This is a genomic window from Halosimplex rubrum, from assembly GCF_013415885.1.
Classification (GTDB): Archaea; Halobacteriota; Halobacteria; order Halobacteriales; family Haloarculaceae; genus Halosimplex; species Halosimplex rubrum.
The window spans coordinates 3,933,199-3,949,735 of record NZ_CP058910.1; the positions used below are offsets into that span (position 1 = coordinate 3,933,199).

16 protein-coding genes are annotated in these 16,537 nt (G+C 70.4%); 6 read left to right on the forward strand and 10 right to left on the reverse strand.

Features of this window, described 5'->3' with window-relative positions; translation table 11 throughout:
- Positions 1 to 204: 204 nt before the first annotated feature.
- A complete protein-coding gene (locus HZS55_RS19715; protein ID WP_179909253.1) occupies positions 205 to 885 on the reverse strand; it encodes a hypothetical protein in 681 nt (226 codons plus the stop codon).
- A gap of 123 nt (positions 886 to 1,008) precedes the next feature.
- Complete coding sequence (locus HZS55_RS19720; RefSeq protein ID WP_179909254.1) at positions 1,009 to 2,187, reverse strand: KaiC domain-containing protein; 1,179 nt, start codon at positions 2,185 to 2,187, stop codon at positions 1,009 to 1,011.
- A 171-nt stretch (positions 2,188 to 2,358) separates the two neighbouring features.
- Between HZS55_RS19720 and HZS55_RS19725 the strand changes: the two genes are divergently transcribed.
- Positions 2,359 to 3,213, forward strand: coding sequence for an NAD(+)/NADH kinase (locus HZS55_RS19725; RefSeq protein WP_179909255.1), 855 nt, complete (start codon positions 2,359 to 2,361; stop codon positions 3,211 to 3,213).
- Between the two features lie 65 nt (positions 3,214 to 3,278).
- Here HZS55_RS19725 and HZS55_RS19730 read toward each other — a convergent pair whose 3' ends face one another.
- Positions 3,279 to 3,566, reverse strand: a complete 288-nt coding sequence (locus tag HZS55_RS19730; protein ID WP_179909256.1) for a hypothetical protein — start codon at positions 3,564 to 3,566, stop codon at positions 3,279 to 3,281.
- 127 nt (positions 3,567 to 3,693) lie between these two features.
- A complete protein-coding gene (locus HZS55_RS19735) occupies positions 3,694 to 4,275 on the reverse strand; it encodes a GNAT family N-acetyltransferase (protein ID WP_179909257.1) in 582 nt (193 codons plus the stop codon).
- A gap of 133 nt (positions 4,276 to 4,408) precedes the next feature.
- Between HZS55_RS19735 and HZS55_RS19740 the strand changes: the two genes are divergently transcribed.
- Entirely contained in the window at positions 4,409 to 6,577 is a 2,169-nt protein-coding gene (locus tag HZS55_RS19740; RefSeq protein WP_179909258.1) for an acyl-CoA synthetase, read from the forward strand.
- 57 nt (positions 6,578 to 6,634) lie between these two features.
- Here HZS55_RS19740 and HZS55_RS19745 read toward each other — a convergent pair whose 3' ends face one another.
- The 6 genes from HZS55_RS19745 to HZS55_RS22890 all read right to left on the reverse strand — a co-directional run bounded on the left by HZS55_RS19745 (position 6,635) and on the right by HZS55_RS22890 (position 13,258).
- The gene (locus tag HZS55_RS19745; RefSeq protein WP_179909259.1) at positions 6,635 to 7,825 is read right to left on the reverse strand and encodes a hypothetical protein; all 1,191 of its coding nucleotides are present in this window, start codon (positions 7,823 to 7,825) and stop codon (positions 6,635 to 6,637) included.
- A 27-nt stretch (positions 7,826 to 7,852) separates the two neighbouring features.
- Positions 7,853 to 9,193 (reverse strand): zinc ribbon domain-containing protein, encoded by a 1,341-nt coding sequence (locus HZS55_RS19750; protein WP_179909260.1) that lies wholly within the window; start codon positions 9,191 to 9,193, stop codon positions 7,853 to 7,855.
- Between the two features lie 198 nt (positions 9,194 to 9,391).
- Complete coding sequence (locus tag HZS55_RS19755) at positions 9,392 to 10,570, reverse strand: PP2C family protein-serine/threonine phosphatase (protein WP_179909261.1); 1,179 nt, start codon at positions 10,568 to 10,570, stop codon at positions 9,392 to 9,394.
- Positions 10,571 to 10,572: 2 nt separating this feature from the next.
- Positions 10,573 to 11,805 (reverse strand): serine/threonine protein kinase, encoded by a 1,233-nt coding sequence (locus HZS55_RS19760; RefSeq protein WP_179909262.1) that lies wholly within the window; start codon positions 11,803 to 11,805, stop codon positions 10,573 to 10,575.
- Positions 11,802 to 12,989, reverse strand: a complete 1,188-nt coding sequence (locus HZS55_RS19765; protein ID WP_179909263.1) for a vWA domain-containing protein — start codon at positions 12,987 to 12,989, stop codon at positions 11,802 to 11,804. The genes HZS55_RS19760 and HZS55_RS19765 overlap by 4 nt, the downstream gene beginning before the upstream one ends.
- A gap of 137 nt (positions 12,990 to 13,126) precedes the next feature.
- Positions 13,127 to 13,258, reverse strand: coding sequence for a hypothetical protein (locus HZS55_RS22890; RefSeq protein ID WP_281372753.1), 132 nt, complete (start codon positions 13,256 to 13,258; stop codon positions 13,127 to 13,129).
- Between the two features lie 277 nt (positions 13,259 to 13,535).
- Here HZS55_RS22890 and HZS55_RS19770 point away from each other — a divergent pair, with 277 nt between their 5' ends.
- The 4 genes from HZS55_RS19770 to HZS55_RS19785 all read left to right on the forward strand — a co-directional run bounded on the left by HZS55_RS19770 (position 13,536) and on the right by HZS55_RS19785 (position 16,468).
- The gene (locus HZS55_RS19770; RefSeq protein ID WP_179909264.1) at positions 13,536 to 14,534 is read left to right on the forward strand and encodes an ABC transporter ATP-binding protein; all 999 of its coding nucleotides are present in this window, start codon (positions 13,536 to 13,538) and stop codon (positions 14,532 to 14,534) included.
- Entirely contained in the window at positions 14,531 to 15,379 is an 849-nt protein-coding gene (locus HZS55_RS19775; protein ID WP_179909265.1) for an ABC transporter permease, read from the forward strand. The genes HZS55_RS19770 and HZS55_RS19775 overlap by 4 nt, the downstream gene beginning before the upstream one ends.
- A gap of 159 nt (positions 15,380 to 15,538) precedes the next feature.
- The gene (locus tag HZS55_RS19780; RefSeq protein WP_246308307.1) at positions 15,539 to 16,177 is read left to right on the forward strand and encodes a hypothetical protein; all 639 of its coding nucleotides are present in this window, start codon (positions 15,539 to 15,541) and stop codon (positions 16,175 to 16,177) included.
- 3 nt (positions 16,178 to 16,180) lie between these two features.
- On the forward strand, positions 16,181 to 16,468 hold the full coding sequence (locus tag HZS55_RS19785) for a winged helix-turn-helix domain-containing protein (protein WP_179909267.1): 288 nt from the start codon (positions 16,181 to 16,183) through the stop codon (positions 16,466 to 16,468).
- Positions 16,469 to 16,537 lie beyond the last annotated feature (69 nt).

Consider the following 16,537-nt stretch of genomic DNA (forward strand, 5'->3'; position numbering starts at 1 on the left):
CGGCGTCCAGCCCGGAGATTTCAATAACGATGTACGTATCGGAGCGGCTGTAACTACTCGTCCCCGTCCCGCTGTCGACCCTTAGCGACGCGTTCCCCGCCGTCAAGGAGGCTCGCGACGGCCCGCTCCCTGTTCTCACGGGCATCCTGATGGTCCTCTTGACTCACATCACTAGGTCCGTGTTTCTCGCTCATAATCCTTTGGTTACCGCCACTCCCACCAGTCGCGACCTGCTCGCCGGAGCTGAGTCGGTAGGCCGGAGACGATCGTCACGGTGGCGAGTAACGCGAGCGCGGTGCCGAGCAACCACGGCGACACTGGCCCGATCACGGCGGTGTAGAGTCCGAGCGAGAACGAGACGATGGCTGCGATGACGAGCAGGATCGTGAGCTGTATCAGTGGGATATTCCGAATGTTCGTGCTGCGGTTGAAATTTATCCGCACGATGTAGTTTTTCACGACAAGCTCCTCAATATCCGTTCTAGAGAAATCGGATTCGAGGAGCGTTTTCAGGTTGTTCGAACTCAGGCCGACATCGAGTTCAGACGTCGTGTAAGTCATGGCGGCGAACGCAGTGGAACCGACGAGCGCACCCACACCGGTCTGCATATAGACGTTCAAAAAAGGTTCTACCGCCGTGATCCCGGACTGATTCCCGCTACCAGCTTTCGCCGCAATGGAGGCAGCCGAAACGAGAACGCCGATCAGGACGATGTTCAACCGAAGTATCCTGCTCGCCTTGGTGTCGATGTCGTTTAACGTAGCGACCTGATTATCGACTGTCTCGCGCGCTTCGTCCCGGAATTCCGGCAGCAGCTCGGGATCCCCTGAGAAGTCGATTGACCTCAGTTCCGCCCGCAATTCGTCCGGGTCCCGACTCGACATCGACAGATGTATCGGAGTCGACATATATTATAGTTGTGTTCGATACCACGTCGAGAGGGAACACCCCACAGCGAGTCGGGCGATCCACGTGAACCTCGACGACCGGATCGGGAGATAGATCGATCAGAAAATGTTGGCCTGCTCGTAGACGGAGATGCCGTCCATCGTGATCTCGTAGGGTTTGGTCTCCCGGGAGTGGTTGGCGTTGCGTATCTTCTGTATCTCGACGGCGAGTCTGGTCTCCTGGGTCTCCGATCGGACGTACCGCAGCAGCAAGACGGCGTCGGTCAGATATTCGATGATACCGTGGCGGGAGGCGTAGGGGTTGTCCTCGCTGGCCTCGCTGGTGAGGACGGTGGTGACGCCGGCCTGCTTGAGGCTCTGGGTGAAATCGAAGACCTCGGTGCGCCGGCGGGAGACGTCGTCGTACATCATCTCCAGCAGGGAGACCGAGTCGAGGACGAACCGGTCGGCGCCGAAGTCCTCGATGAGTTCGGGGAGTTCGCCCCGGATGTTGTCGAGGCTGTTGGCCATCTCGACGGGGTCTAAGTCGATGACGGCGAGGTTCCCCTCCGCCTCGTGGCGCTCGAACTCCCAGCCGCGCTCCTCGGCGGTGGCCATGATGTCCTCGTAGGTCTGTTCGAGGGTGATGAAGACGCCGCGATCCGTGTCGTCTTTCTCGAGGCCGTGCTGGAGGAACTGGAGGCCGAAGGTGGTCTTGCCGGTGCCGGCCCCGCCGACGATGACGATGAGGTGGCGCAGGGGGATCCCGCCCTGGACCATGTTGTCCAGACCTTCGATACCCAGGTCCAGCCGCGGGATGTTCGACTCGAAGTCATCGTCCTCGAAGTCGGCGTCGCCGCCGCCACCCATGGCGTCGGCGAAGTCGTCGTCGAAGAGGCCGCCCTCGTCGGTGTCACTCCCGAACGCGTCGCCGCTACCGCTGTCGCCGAACGCGCTGTCGCCACCGGTCCCCACGTCGCCGAACGCGCTCGTGTCGCCGTCGGTGTCGCCGAACCCGTCCGTGCCGTCACCGGCGCCGCCGAACGCGTCGTCACCGGCCGAGTCACCGAAGGCACCCCCACCGGCGGAGTCGGCGAGCCCGCTCTCGCCGTCGGCGGCGCCGTCGTCCGACTCGTCGAACGCATCGCCGCCGTCGAACGGGTCGTCGGCGCCGGCGTCGGACCCCTCGTCGGCGTCGGACTCCCGGTCGTCCGACGCGTCGGCGGGCTCGGCCGACTCCGCCGACTCCTCCTCGCCGAGCGCGTCTTCGAACCAGTCGTCCTCGGCGTCGTCGCTCATCCGTTTGCCTCCCCGGATTCCGGGGTAATCATGGGCAAAGGTGAGTCTCACTCGGCATTAAACTTGCCCGCCAGCTATCGGAGTTGATTCGAGGGGGTGGGCGGTCGCGGGGCGACGGTCGCCGGACGCCGAAGGGGTCGTTTATTGGGGAGGAACGCGAATCGGGGGGCAATGCGAGTCGGAATCGTCGGCCAGCGCGGCAACCGGCGGGCGGCGGGGATCGTCGCGGACCTGTACGAGCGACTGTCCGGGATGGGCGTCGCCGTCGCCGTCGACGAGGAGTCCGCCGAGGACTCCGCCGCGTGGCCGAGCGGCCGGCCCGACCCGGCGGAGCTGGGCGTCCCCGTCGACGAGCTGGCCGACTGCGACCTGGTGGTGAGCATCGGCGGCGACGGCACCTTCCTGTTCGCCGCCCGGGCGGCCGGGGCGACGCCGATCATGGGCGTCAACCTCGGCGAGGTCGGGTTCCTCAACGCCGTCCCGCCGGAGGAGGCCGTCGCTGCCGTCACCGCGGCGGTCGAACAGTACCAGGACCGCGGCGCCGTCGAGACCCGGGACATGCCGCGGGTCGAGGCGTCCGGCGACGGCTGGTCGCTGCCCCCGGCGCTCAACGAGGTGGTCGTCCAGGGGCCGCGGCGCGGCCACGGCGGCGGCGCGGCCGTCGAGGTACGCGTCGACGGGTCGCTGTACACCAGCGGACACGCCGACGGCGTGCTCGTCGCGACGCCGACCGGCTCGACCGCCTACAACCTCAGCGAGGGCGGGCCGCTGGTCCACCCGAGCGTGTCGACGCTCGTGCTCACGGAGATGTGCGGCGCGGAGTCGATGCCGCCGCTCGTGGTCGACGCCGACAGCACGGTCACGGTCCGGATCGACGACGCCGACGGCGGGTTCGTCGTCAGCGACGGCCGCGCACGGCAGGAACTGGACGTGCCCGCGCAGGTGACCCTGGAACGCGCGGCGCGGCCGGTCCGGATCGCGGGGCCGCCGCTGGACTTCTTCGCCGCGCTCGGCAAGATCGAGTGAGGGGCACCTGCGGGCTCGCGAGTAGGCGGCGGGGACGCGACGGGGCGGAAAACGAGGCGAACGGCTTACTTCTGTGCGGTGGTGTAGAGGACGGGCGAGACGACCAGCAGGACGAGGCCGATCATCTTGTACTGGATGATGCTGTCGAGGAGGCTCAGTTCCTGAGGCGCGTACATACTGCCGGGGCTGAGGAGGAACAGGGCGCCGAACGTGATGAGGTGCAACGTCAGCAGTTTCCGCGAGCGCTGGGTCGCCACGGCGAACAGTCCCAGGACGAACCCGACGATGAGCGCGTCGCCGAAGTTCACCTTCAGCAGGAACCCGTCGACCAGCTGGAGCGGGATCGGGAGCATTCTTGTCTCGAAACTGGCCGTGATACAATCTTTAAACTTCCGTTCCCGCCGCGGGAAGGGGCCGCTGGACGGGACCGCCCGCGGCGGCGAGACTCCCGGTCGCCGCGGGGTCACCGACGGTCGCGGGTCACCGGCCGGTGTCGTACTTGTAGGTCGCCTCGTCGGGGTCGATCCCGAAGTCCTCCGGCCCTTCCTCGGGTTCGTCGTCCTCCGGGGCGGCCGCCGCGCCCTTGAACGCCTCGCGGAGCCGGTCGGGGACGCCGAACCGCCCGGGGTCGACGCGCATCGGGACCGCCTCGGGCGCGACGCCCTCGCGCTTCTCGCCGAGGCGCTCGGCGAGTCGGTCGGGCAGTTCCGACTCGTCGATGGGGTCGAAGCCGAACTGCGCGAGGTAGTCGGGTTCGTCGGTCAGCGAGTAGACGACCTCGAACCCCTCGTCGGCGGCCGTGCGGACGAGCCGCTCGACGACGTGGGCGCCGACGCCCTGGCCGCGCCAGCCGTCGAGCACGCCGATACTCGTGAGCTCGCAGTGCTCGCCGTCGTCGGTCTTGTGGACGCGGTAGCGGCCGAACCCCGCCTTGACGTCGTCCACCTCGTCGACGGCGATCACGTAGTCGCGCGAACGGAACGCTGTCTCGTCCAACCCCATCGCCTCGATGTGGTCCAGCAGCCAGGCCTCGTCGCGGTTCTTGGCGTCCCGAACGTACATGTGCTACCCTCGGACGGCCACGCGAAAAGAAGTTGCGGGCGAGCGGGACGGTACGGCTCCGGAAACGGCCACGCCGGCCGTCGTTCACGATCGACCGGGCAACTACTTTGGGTTCGCCGGGCGAACGCCCCGTATGGCGTCCGACTCACTCGGAGACAGCGAGGTGGTCCACCGGCCCGACCGGGCGTTCGTTGAGTCGACCAACGTCCGGGAGTTCATGCGAACCTACGACATCGACGACTACGAGGAGCTGATCGCCCGGACGACCGAGGCCGCCCCCGGTCAGCCCGCGTCGGGCGTCGACTGGTTCTGGGACACGATGACCGAGTACCTGGACGTGGAGTTCTTCGAGCCGTACGACCGCGTCCGGGACGACAGCGGGGCGCGCAGCGCCCCGGACGCGAGTAGCGCGGAGCGAAGCTCCGCGGACCGTTCGAGCGGGCGAAGCCCGCGAGAAGACGGCGAGGCCGCGATCCGCGGTGGCCCGCAGTTCACCGACTGGTACCCCGGCGGGACGACCAACATCGCCCACAACGTCCTCGACCGCCACGCCGCGACCGACGCGGAGACCCGGAACACGGTCGCCTGCATCTGGGAGGGCGAACCCGTCGGGCCGGACGGCGAAGCCAGCGAGATCAGGGAAGTCACCTTCCACGAACTCCACCGCCAGTCGAACAAGGTGGCGAACTACCTCGACGCCCGCGGCGTGAGCGCGGGCGACACCGTCGGCCTGTACATGCCGATGGTCCCCGAGGTCGTCTCGATCCTCTACGGCTGTTTCGAGGTCGGCGCGATCGCCGTCCCCATCTTCTCCGGGTTCGGCGTCGACGCGACCGCCACCCGCATCGACGACGCCGAGCCCTCGGTGCTGTTCACCGGCGACGGCTTCTACCGCCGCGGCAGCGAGGTGCGACTGAAGGGGACCGCCGACGAGGCCGTCAAGGAGGCCGGCCACGTCGAGGAGGTGGTCGTCTACGACCGGCTGGGGACCCGTGCCGAGGGCGACGCGGGGAGCGAGTCCGCAGACACCGTCGACGCGGACGACCACGACATCCCCTGGGCCGAGGACCGCGACCGCTGGTGGGCCGACGCGGTCGAGACCCGGAGCGACGAGTTCGAGACGCGCGAACTCGACGCGAGCCAGGAGTCGATGCTCCTCTACTCGTCGGGGACCACGGGCGAGCCGAAAGGTATCGTCCACACGCACGCCGGCGTGAACGTCCAGTGCGCCAAGGAGCTGTACTTCGGGTTCGACCTGAAACCGGCCGACCGCTTCTTCTGGGTCTCGGACATCGGCTGGATGATGGGTCCCTGGACGCTGATCGGCAACCACCACTTCGGCAACACCGTCTTCATGTACGAGGGAGCGCCCGACCACCCCGAGCCCGACCGCTACTGGGAGATGATCGACCGCCACGGCATCACCCAGTTCGGCATCTCGCCCACCGCGATCCGCGCGCTGCGCAGACACGGTGACCAGTGGCTCGACGGGCACGACCTCTCCAGTCTGCGCATCCTCGGCTCGACGGGCGAACCCTGGGACCCGGAGTCGTGGCTGTGGTTCTACGAGAACGTGGGCGGCGGCGAGGCGCCCATCATCAACATCTCCGGCGGCACGGAGATCTGCGGCTGTTTCCTGATGCCGATGCCGATCCAGGACCTCAAGCCCTGCACGCTCGGCGGCCCTGGACTCGGGATGGACGTCGACATCGTCGACGAGGACGGAGAGAGCGTCGCCGAGACGGGCGAGCGGGGGTACCTCGTCGCCCGCGATTCGTGCCCGTCGATGACGAAGTCGCTCTGGTCGGGCGACGAGCGCTACCTCCCGGAGTACTGGTCGACCTGGGACGGCCTGTGGGACCACGGCGACTGGGCGCAGAAGGACGCCGACGGGTTCTGGTTCCTCCACGGCCGGGCCGACGACGCGCTGAACGTCGCCGGCCGGAAGGTCGGTCCGGCCGAGGTCGAGGGCGCCGCCATCGAACACGAGGCGGTCAACCGGGCCGCCGCCGTCGGCGTCCCCGACGACACCACCGGCACGGCCGTCGTCCTCTACGTCGTCGTCGAGGACGGCTTCGAGGAGGGCGACGAGTTGCGCCCCGAGGTCCGGGCACTCGTCGGCGAGGAACTGGGCAAGCCGTTCCGCCCGCGCGAGGTGCTGTTCGTCGACGAGTTCCCGAAGACCCAGAGCGGGAAGATCATCCGCCGGGCCGTGCGGGGAACCTACACCGGCGAGGACCTCGGGGACATGTCCTCCATCGAGAACCCCGCCGCGCTCGACGAGGTCGCCGACGCGCGGTAGCGACGCCGAGTCCGGCGTGACCGACCGGGGTGAACATATCGGCCCCCGACGGTCGACTCAGTCCCGGTCGAGAACGGCGTTGCAGTTCGGGCAGTTCGTGCGGTCGGGCTCGGCGGCGTAGGTCTCCCCGCAGATGGGGCAGAACTCGTTTTTCACCGCCGCCTCGCCGCTCCCGGCGTCGGCGCCGGGGACCTCGGCGTCCTCGGGCGGGGAGAACACGCGCGTCTGCCCGGCGGGCTCCACCGAGTCCTCGCCCGAGTCGGTCGCCCCGGTCGTGTCGCTGGTCGCGTCGTCGTTCGAGCCGGCTCCGGCGGTCGAGCCGCCGGACGCGTCGCCGGAGTCGGGCGCCTGGGTCCCGCTACCGGCGGACTCGCTCTCGGACTCGGCTTCGGACGCCGTGCCCATCGCGAGGCGGTCCGTCGTGCCGGGCTGGACGACCTGCGGGTAGCGCTGGCCGGCGCGGATCGCCGTGCGGGGCACGTCCGGGCGCCGGATCCGGACGACCAGGCTCGCGAACAGCTGGATCCAGACGTACGCGAGCGCGAGCGCGGCCGGCGTCGCGACCGCGGCGAGCGGGAGCAGCGGCGCCGTGAGCCCGGCGAGCGTCACCTCGCCGAAGACCGCCTCGCCGACGCCGTAGCGCGCGGCGGCCGCCTCGACCAGCGCGGTCTGCCCGCCCAGCGACGCGGCCCGCGAGACGGTCGCCGTCGTCGCGACGACGGCCGAGACGAACACGAGCGCCTGGAGCAGGCGCGGGGCCGAGAACGAGTAGACGCGGTAGCCGTACGCGACGGTCCGGACCAGCAACAGCGTGTTCGCGACCGCCAGCAGCGCGAGCACGTACCAGGTGACGGCGCCGCGGGCCGCACCGACCGCGACGGCTGCGGCCAGCAGGACCAGCGGCGGGACGAGCGCGACCAGCGGATGGTCGAAGCGGTAACACTGCTCGACGTTGCCCCGCAGGTTCGTGAGGTTGCCGACGACGTAGCGGACGGCGACGGCCGACGGGACGAGCACCCAGAGGACGGCGAAGGTCGCGGCGAGCCCGACCGCCTCGGTCGACCAGGGGTCGACGGTGTAGGCGCCGACGACCAGGTCGGCGACCTGCGAGACGGCGACGCCGGTGCCGGCCAGCCAGATGAGGTAGCCGGCGGCGCCGGCGACCAGCCCGAGGAAGAACCACCGCTCCTCGTCTGCGAGGAGGCGGACGGACCTGCCGAGTTCACGGCGCGTGTCTCTGGTATCCATGCTCGCTCGTCGGACCGAGCCGCGGGGTCAGGGGGCCTGGACGCGCAGCGTCGCGACGCCGGAGAGTTCGATCCGGTCGCCCGGCGAGACGGGGACGCGCTCGCCCTCGTCGAGCGACTCGCCGTCGACGACCGTCGGGTTCTGCCCGAGCGCGACGAGGTGGAACTGCCCGTCCTCGCGGACGAACTGCACGTGTTCGCGGTGGATGCGCACCGCGTCGTCCTCGTCGCCGCCGGTGTTCATCACGATACTCCGGACGGTTCGACCGACCGTATCCCCGTCCCACACTTGAACCTCGCGGTTGCGCACGACCAGCACCAGCGATTCCGGCGCCTCGACCGCCGCTCCCTCGGCTCCGGCCGACGCCGGCTCGCCGTCGGCGTCTCCCGGTCGCTCGACCGTCCGGTCGTCGCCGTCGGCGCTCCCGGCGTTGCCGGCCCCCGCGTCACCGGTCGCTGTGCCGTCGTCGGTCGCCGTGCCGTCACCGGTCGCCGTGCCGTCGTCGACCGCCGCATCGGCGGCGTCTCCGGTCTCACCGCCCGAACGGTGAGCGTCGAGGTCCTCGCCACACGAGGCACAGAAGTTGTCGTCCGGTTCGACTTCGGTCCCGCAGTCCGGACACTCCGTCAGCGGCCCCGGCTCCAGCGCCGACACGTCCTCGCCGCAGTTGGCGCAGAAGTTGTCTTCGGCGTCGACCGACTCGCCACAGTCCGGACAGGTGAGGTCGCCCCCCTCGCCGGTCCCGGCGTCGGCATCGGCCGCTCCCTCGTCGGCGGCGGCCGCCCCCTGGTCGGGTCCCGCCCCGGACTCGTCGTCGACCGCGCCAGCGGAGGCCTCGTTAACCGCCTCGGAGTCGGTCGGTTCCGACTCGTCGCCGTCCGGCGAATCGGCGCGGTCGCCGTTCGGCGCGTCGACGCCGGCGTCGGCCTCGGCCGCCGCGACGCCGTCGGCCGTGTCGGACGGCTCCGCCGCGGCCGCCGTCGATTCCGCGTCGGTGCTGTCGGCCGAGTCGGCACCGGCGGTATCGTCGGTTGCGTCGGGCGCGCTCGTATCGGCGTCGTCGGCCGCAACGGAGACCGCCTCGGCCGGCTCCCCGGCCGGCTCGTCGACCTCGGCACCGGGGGTCGGATCGTCCGGCGAGTCGGTCCCGTCCCCGGTCGCGTCGGGCGCGTCGTCCGTGTCCGGGGTTTCGGCCCCGGCGTCGTCCGTGTCCGGGGTTTCGGCCCCGGCGTCGTCCGTCTCGGGCGCGGTCGCTTCGTGTTGCCACTCCCCGCAGTCCGAGTTCGTACACCAGCCCCCCGCGGCGGTCGGGTCGAACTCCTCCCCGCAGAGGGGGCACTCGACCGTCCCGCTCGTGCTGTGCGACATAGCTGTCGGCATATGCAGGCCGGTCATCAAAACAGTTGCCCCGTCGTGTCGGCGCGGCGGAGGGTCGGGAACCGCACGACCGCGGGCGGCCGCGGACGACGGATCCGACCCGATCGGCCGCGCGATACCCTCAGTCGTGCTCGGCGAGCGTCTCGCTGCTCGCGGGTCGCTCCGCTCCCCGCTCACCTCCCGAGACGCTCATTGCATTCGCGTCTCGCGTTCCTCCACCGACTGCTCGGCGCCCGCCGCCCGAGCGGGCGGGTCGGTCGGCGTCGGCGGGAGCGTCCCGTCGTGGAGCAGGACCGTCGAGAGATTGTCCTTGCCGCCGCGGTCGTTGGCCAGGTCGACCAGCCGCTCGGCCGCGTCGGCCAGCGACGGCGCCGACAGCACCGCCTCGCGGATCTCCCCGTCGGTGACCGCGCGGTCGCGGACCACGGCGGCCATCTCGTCGTCGCGGCCGGCGTCGACGTACCACTCGTAGAGCTTCGCCGCCTCCGTCTGGGCGTCCAGCAGGCCGTCGCTCGTGACGAGCAACACGTCCTCGCGGTAGAGCGGGACGGTCGCCGTCTCCACGTCGACGGTCGCCGTCTGGGGGTCCCCGCGGCCGCTCCCGCCGAGGGCGCGAGTGATCTCGTTGCCCCGCGGGTGGACCAGCGCCTCCACGTCGTCGATCTCGCCGGCCTCGCGCAGTCGCTGGACGACCGCGTGGTCCGTGGTGAGCGGCAGGATCTCGTCGCGCGCGGCGTTGACGACGTAGGCGCGGCTGTCGCCGACCCACCCGTAGTGACAGCGGCCGCCGACGCAGACGCCGGCGACGACGGTCGCGTGGGCCTGCTCGCCCGCGTCGGCGGCGTACGCCAGCACCTCGCGGTGAGCGGCGACGACCGCCTCGGCGACCGCCGATTCCATCTCTCCGTCCCGCGGCGGGGCCGCCAGCGGGTCGTCGACGGCCACGTCGAACCCCTCCGGGTCGCTGCGCGCGGCGGCGACGGCCGTGCCCGCGAGGTGCTCGCAGACGGCCGTCGTCGCGATGTAGGAGGCGGCGTCGCCGGCGTCGTGACCCCCGGCGCCGTCGGCGAGCGCGAACACCGCCGCGCTCCGGTTGTCGCGATCGCGGTCTGCCCCGTCGCGGTCCCGCGGTTCGTCGCGCCGGTCGTCGGGGGCCGACTCGTCGGACTCGGCGTCGGCGTCACCGGCCTCCGGTTCGCGCCCCTCCTCGTCGGAGTCGCCCGTTTCGTCACCGTCGGCGTCGTCGCGGTCGTAGCCGCGAAAGCCCGCGCGGTGGCCCTGTTCGAACACGGAGACCGCGACGCTGTCCTCGTTGATCCCCCCGTCGCGCTTGCGGTCCCCCACGTCGTAGTGCGTTGCGTAATCCATGGTTATGCCGTACTGAACTCGAAGGTGACGCCGTAGCTCGGGTGGACGAGGGCGATCAGGTCGCCCTCGCGCAGCCCGTACAGTTCCGGCGGCACGTTCCCCTCCGCGTCGGTCGCGTCTTCGCCCGACTGCTCCAGGCGCTCGCGACCGGCCTCGCTGAGCACGCGCTGCCACCCGCCGCCCGTCTGGACGTAGGTCCCGTTGAGGCTCCGGTCGCGGATGAACCACTCGCCGTCGGCGTCCGTGTCGAACTGCACCTGCACCGTCGAGATGTACTCCTCCTCGTCCTCGATCACGACCGACGACCGCGGGCCGTCGGCGTAGCGCCGGCCGATGGTGTCGCCCGGGTAGACCGTGTATCGTTCGCCCGCCTGCGTGTAGCGGACCGTCGCCGACGGCGGCGGGCTCGGGTCCCGCGCCTCGAGGACGCGCTTCATCGCCGTCGCGTTGCGGTAGCGCTCCTCGTAGTCGCTCGCGGTCGCCTTCTCGACGATGGCCGCGAGATACGGCTCGCACTCGGCGCCGAAGTCGCGCGGGTCGACCCCGTCCTTGCGCGGGACCGTCCCCTTCAGCAGGTAGAGGAGGATCTTCCCGACGGAGTAGACGTCCGACCACGGGCCCTGGCGGGCCTCCGTCGCGTCGGCCTCGGCGACCTCCCGCGGTTTGTACGGGCCGACGATGGTCGTCTGGTCGGCCGCCTCCGCTCCCGTATCGAACCCCGTCGCCGTGTTGAAGTCGATGAGCACCGGCGTCACCGTCCCCCCGCGGTGGGTGATCATCACGTTGTCGGGCTTCAGATCGCGGTAGACGATCTCGTTCTCGTGGAGGAAACTCATCGCGTCACAGAGGTCGATCCCGATCTGTCGCACCTGGTCGATGTCGTCGAGCGGGCCGGTCCGCCGGATGGCGTCGTCGAGCTCGTAGCCGTCGACGAGTTCCACGACGAGGACCGAGGTACCGTCCCCGTCCTCGGCGACCTCGCGCAGCGACATGATGTTGGGGTGGCCGCCCGCATCGCGGATGGCCGCCAGCGTCTCGGCCTCCTTCTGGAAGTAGGTCCGGACGATGTCGCGGTCGTTCTGGCTGCCCGCGTAGTTGGGGTACTTGAGCGCGACGGCCTCGCCGGTCTCGGTGTCGACGGCGTCGAACACCTTCGCGAACCCGCCCTCGCCGACCACCTCGCCGACCTCGTAGCGGCCGACGACCAGGTCGCCCCCCGTCGGCGCGGCCGTCATTCTATCCGGGAGTCGTCGACGATCCTGGTGGCGCTCTCGCGTTCGTTGCGACCGCCCTCGTCGACGAGCCGGGTCTGTCGCTGGGCCTCCTCGACGACGGCCGTGTCCTCGCCGTGGATCCGGGTCATCTTCTCGACTTCGGTCTCGGCGGCCGCGACGTTGCCCTTCCCGAGCTCCGTGCGGACGACCGTCTGGCGGTGGTCGAGCGACACCGACTCGTTGTGCTCGGCGAGGGCGGCGTTGTCGTCGGTGTACTCGGCGGCGATCCGGTCGCTCGCCCGCTCGCCCGACGCCGTGAGCGTCACGTCGACCAGCGAGCGCGCGCCGAGTTCCTCGCGTGTGGGCGCGTGGACTTTCAGGACGACGCGCTGGCTCTCGCGCTCGGCCAGGTCCGGGAGCGGAACCGTCGCGGCGTTGCCCGACCAGTTCACGTCGACCTCCTGGGCCTGCGGGAGCGCGCGGTACACCTCGCTCACCTCGACGCCGGCGGCGGCGTCGAGTTCGAGGCTGGCCTCCGTCGCGACGACGGACTGGGCCTGCTCGACGGCGTCGCCGAAGAACGATTCGATGTCGCCGGGCGATTCGAGGTGGGTCCACTCGCCGCGGGCGGTCGTCCCGAGCGTGCGGATGGTCTCCTCGTCGTAGTCGGTGCCGATACCCGCCGAGAGAACCCTGATGCCCGACCCGTCGATGTCGGCAGCGAGCTCGCGGAAGTCGGCGGGGTCGTGGTTGTTGTCCTTGCCGTCCGACAGCAGCAGGACCCGGCGGACGGCGTCGTCGGTCTCCGGGCGGTACCCCAGCGAGTCCAGCGCGGCCCGGGCCGAGTCGAGGCCGTCGTACATGTCGGTCCCCCCGCCGGCGCTCAGTTGCTCGACGCGATGCATGGCGTCTTCGCGGGCGGTGTCGCCCCACCGCTGGGGGCGCATGACGACCTCGGCGTCGGAGTCGAACGCCACGATGCCGACGTAGTCGTCGGGTTCGAGGAGGCCGAACACCCACGAGGCGCCCTCCCGGGCCTGGTCGAGTTTCGCCCCGTCCATCGAGCCGCTCGTGTCCAGACAGAGGAGGATATGCCGCTCGCGGGACCCGCTCCCCGTCCCCGGTTCGACGTCGACCGTCGCCGTCAGCGTCGCCCCGTCGGCGGGCACGTACGGCCGGTTGACGTCGGTCTCGATTGCTACCATCGTTCGCCCTCTCGCTCTCGTCCCGTATGTGTTTTTCTCCGACCCGGAAGTTGCCACTTCCCGACCCGGTAGTTCCCGCTGGCCGATCTCATCGTTCCCGCTGGCCGGCCCCGTCGGCCCGCGTCCGATCCACGGCGCTACGCGAACAGTCCCCGAATCACGTCGCCGAAGCGCAACAGCACGATGCCCCCGACCAGCATCGCCAGCAGCCAGAGCACGGTGATGAGCACGCTCCGGCGCATGAACGGGTCTTCGGTCCAAGTTGTCATACCACATAGTCGGTCGCCCGGGCTCAAAAAGTCTCGCGTCGGTTCGCTCGCCCCGCCGGACGAGCCCGGTCCCGCTCGGCCTGTCAGCGGACCGCGTTCCGTCACGGACTGCACTTTCCGTCGCAGAGCTTACTTTGCGTTGCAAAGTCTATTTGCTACGCAAACTTTATTGAGGTAGAAACTAGTTTTCGGATCGAGGCATGACCCAGATGGTCCCCGTTTCGGTCGAGCAGCACAGTCCGTCCGCCGCCGCCCGCGCCGCGGAGGTGTGGGTCGGATGAGCGCGGTCGAGATAGACGGCCTCACGAAGCGCTACGGCGACGTGACCGCGGTCTCGGAGCTGTCGCTGTCGGTCGAGCGGGGCGAGGTGTTCGGCCTCCTCGGCCCGAACGGCGCCGGGAAGTCGACGACGATCAACGTCCTCCTGGGCTTTCTCGACCCGACCGCGGGGTCGGTCCGGGTCCTCGGGACGGACGTGACCGAGGACCTCCAGCGAGTCAAGCGGCGGGTCGGGCTGCTCCCGGAGGCGTTCGAGCCGGTGCCGAACCTCACCGGTCGCGAACACGTCGCGGCGGCGATCGAGACCAAGGGAGCCGACGACGACCCGGACGCCCTCCTCGACCGCGTGGGGCTGGACCCGGAGGACGCCCGGCGGCCGGCCGACGACTACTCGACGGGCATGTTCCAGCGGATGGCGCTGGCGGTCGCGCTCGTGGGCGACCCGGATCTCCTGGTGCTCGACGAACCCTCCTCGGGGCTGGACCCCAACGGCGTCCAGCTGGTCCGCGACATCGTCCGCGAGGAGGCCGAGCGCGGCGCGACCGTCCTCTTCTCCTCGCACATCCTCGACGAGGTCGAGCGGGTCTCCGACCGGGTCGCCATCCTCCGGGACGGCGAGCTGGCCGCGGTCAACTCCGTGGAGAACCTCCGGGCCGAGCTGGGGATGGGGAGCGTCGTCTCGGCGACCGTCGACGCGGTGCCCGACCTCGAGGCCGTCGCCGCGGTCGACGGCGTCACCGACGTGACCGTCGACGGTCCGACCGTCCGGGTCGGTTGTGCGACGCCGCGCGCGAAGATGCCCGCGCTCCGCCGGCTCGACGACCGCGCGACCGTCGAAGACGTGACCGTCGAGGAGTCGTCGCTGGAGGACCTGTTCGAGGCCTACACGACCGACCGGCCCGAGGCCGGGGGCGGCGATGCCGGAACGGGCGCCGGAAAGGGGGTCGCCCCCGGGTCGGCCCCCGACACCGCGACCGCGGGCGGTGACCGCCAGTGAGCTCCGCCACCGTCGCCCGGACGGACTTCCGGAGCATCCGGCGCTCGTACGCCGTCGTCGGCGTCGTCGGGACGTTCGCCGCGATCGTCGCCCTGGCGTTCCTGGGGTCGAGCGAGGTCCACCCCCATCCGGTCCGGACGACCTTCGGCCTCTCGGCGCTGATCGCGTGGGTGTTCCCGCTGCTGCTCGCGCCGCTGACCTACCTCGCCGTCGCCGGTGACCGCGACCGCGGGTCGATAACCTACTACCTGGGACTGCCCAACACCCGCGCGGACTACTTCGGTGGCAAGTACGCCACCCGCGCGGCCGTCGGCGCCGCGACGGTGGTCATGGGTGTGGCCGCCGCCTTCGCCGTCGCGCTGGCGACCTACGAGCACGCGCCCGACCTCGGCCGATTCCTCGTTCTCGGCGCGCTCTCGACGCTGTTCACCCTCGCGATGGTCGGCATCTTCGTCGCCGTCTCCGCGTCGGTCGCCACCCGCTCGCGGGCGATGATCGGCGTCCTCCTGGCGTACTTCGTCCTCTCGCCGTTCTGGATCGGGCCGCTGCCTGCCCTGAACCTCGGGACCGTCCTCGACGCCGTCGCGTCGCTCCCCGGCGTGGCGATCCCGGAGTCGACCCGCGCGCTCGTCGGCGCGCTCTCCCCCGCTGGCGCGTACTTCAACACCCTCCCGGAACTCGTTTGGGCGGGCGCGCCCGGCCAGTACGAGTCCCTCGCGCAGTTCTCGGACACGCCCGACTACCTGGGCTACGAGCCGTGGTTCAACGTGCTCGTGATGGCCGTCTGGGCCGTCGGCGCCCCGCTGGTCGGCTACCTCCGGTTCCGCTCGGCGGAACTGGGATAGGTCCCCGCTCGGCGGAGGTCCCCGCCGACGCTTCCGGAATCGACTTACCGGCCCTCCGACAACACGGCCCCAACGACCGCCACACGAACGCATGACCCGACCCAACGACACCGGCGCACGGTCGACGGACGCACAGCCCCCCACGACGAGGTGGTCGCCGTGAGCGACGCCTCCGAGAGCGTCGACCCCGAGGAGCTGCAGCGCCAGCTGTCGGACATCAAGGGGGCGATGGGACTCGCCGAGCGGTACCCCGGTCGCGCCCGGCTGTGGCTGGTGGCCGGCCTGATAATCGGCGTCGCGGCGCTGCTCGTCCAGGCGACCTTCTTCCTCTACGAGACGCTCGGCGCGGCCGCCTACGTCGCGATCTGGGGCGCGTTCAGCGTCGTCGCGGTCGCGACGCTGTGGCTGGTCTCCGCGCGGCTCCCGAGCAGCGAGGCCCCCGAGGGGGCGCCGAGCTGGCGGGTCATCTACGGGTCGCTCGGGGCCTTCGTCGTCGCCGCGACCGGCGTCACGGGCGACGCGGCCGGCCAGATCCCCGGCCTCGACCGCGCGCTGCTGTACTTCGGGCTGGTCATCGCGACGGTCGGGCTGGGCCTGCTGGTGACCGGCGCCGTCCTCGTGACCTACCGGGTCCGTCGCCGCGACCGACTGGTGTTCTACGCCGGCGGCGCGTGGGTCCTGTTGTTCGCGTCGGCGCTCCCGAACGTCGAGATACTGCGGTACGTCGGCGTCGGCGTCTTCGGCATCCTCTTCAGCGTGTACGCGATAGCCGCCTACGTGTACCTGACGCGGGCCTGACCCATGGACTTCGACAAACTCGTCCACCAGCCGACGCGACTCCAGATCTTCGCCTACCTCTACCGCCACGGCGAGACGAGTTTCCCCGACCTGAAGGAGGCCCTGGACGTGACCGAGGGTAACCTCGCCAGCCACATCGGGAAGATGGAGGACGCCGACTGCGTCGCCGTCGAGAAACAGTTCGTCGACCGCAAACCGCAGACCACCTACGAGCTCACCGACCGCGGCCGCGAGACGTTCGAAGCACACATCGGAACGCTCGAAGCGCTGATCGACGACCTGAACGAGTGAGCGGTCGCTCGCGACTGGAGAGACCGCCACGCGAAAGAGATGACCTCACTCGAACGAACGGAGAGAGCG

Bases quoted from the DNA above. Each gene is read 5' to 3' on its own strand.
- HZS55_RS19715 (WP_179909253.1), bottom strand. From the start codon at position 885: ATGTCGAGTCGGGACCCGGACGAATTGCGGGCGGAACTGAGGTCAATC.
- HZS55_RS19720 (WP_179909254.1), bottom strand. From the start codon at position 2,187: ATGAGCGACGACGCCGAGGACGACTGGTTCGAAGACGCGCTCGGCGAG.
- HZS55_RS19725 (WP_179909255.1), top strand. From the start codon at position 2,359: ATGCGAGTCGGAATCGTCGGCCAGCGCGGCAACCGGCGGGCGGCGGGG.
- HZS55_RS19730 (WP_179909256.1), bottom strand. From the start codon at position 3,566: ATGCTCCCGATCCCGCTCCAGCTGGTCGACGGGTTCCTGCTGAAGGTG.
- HZS55_RS19735 (WP_179909257.1), bottom strand. From the start codon at position 4,275: ATGTACGTTCGGGACGCCAAGAACCGCGACGAGGCCTGGCTGCTGGAC.
- HZS55_RS19740 (WP_179909258.1), top strand. From the start codon at position 4,409: ATGGCGTCCGACTCACTCGGAGACAGCGAGGTGGTCCACCGGCCCGAC.
- HZS55_RS19745 (WP_179909259.1), bottom strand. From the start codon at position 7,825: ATGGATACCAGAGACACGCGCCGTGAACTCGGCAGGTCCGTCCGCCTC.
- HZS55_RS19750 (WP_179909260.1), bottom strand. From the start codon at position 9,193: ATGTCGCACAGCACGAGCGGGACGGTCGAGTGCCCCCTCTGCGGGGAG.
- HZS55_RS19755 (WP_179909261.1), bottom strand. From the start codon at position 10,570: ATGGATTACGCAACGCACTACGACGTGGGGGACCGCAAGCGCGACGGG.
- HZS55_RS19760 (WP_179909262.1), bottom strand. From the start codon at position 11,805: ATGACGGCCGCGCCGACGGGGGGCGACCTGGTCGTCGGCCGCTACGAG.
- HZS55_RS19765 (WP_179909263.1), bottom strand. From the start codon at position 12,989: ATGGTAGCAATCGAGACCGACGTCAACCGGCCGTACGTGCCCGCCGAC.
- HZS55_RS22890 (WP_281372753.1), bottom strand. From the start codon at position 13,258: ATGACAACTTGGACCGAAGACCCGTTCATGCGCCGGAGCGTGCTCATC.
- HZS55_RS19770 (WP_179909264.1), top strand. From the start codon at position 13,536: ATGAGCGCGGTCGAGATAGACGGCCTCACGAAGCGCTACGGCGACGTG.
- HZS55_RS19785 (WP_179909267.1), top strand. From the start codon at position 16,181: ATGGACTTCGACAAACTCGTCCACCAGCCGACGCGACTCCAGATCTTC.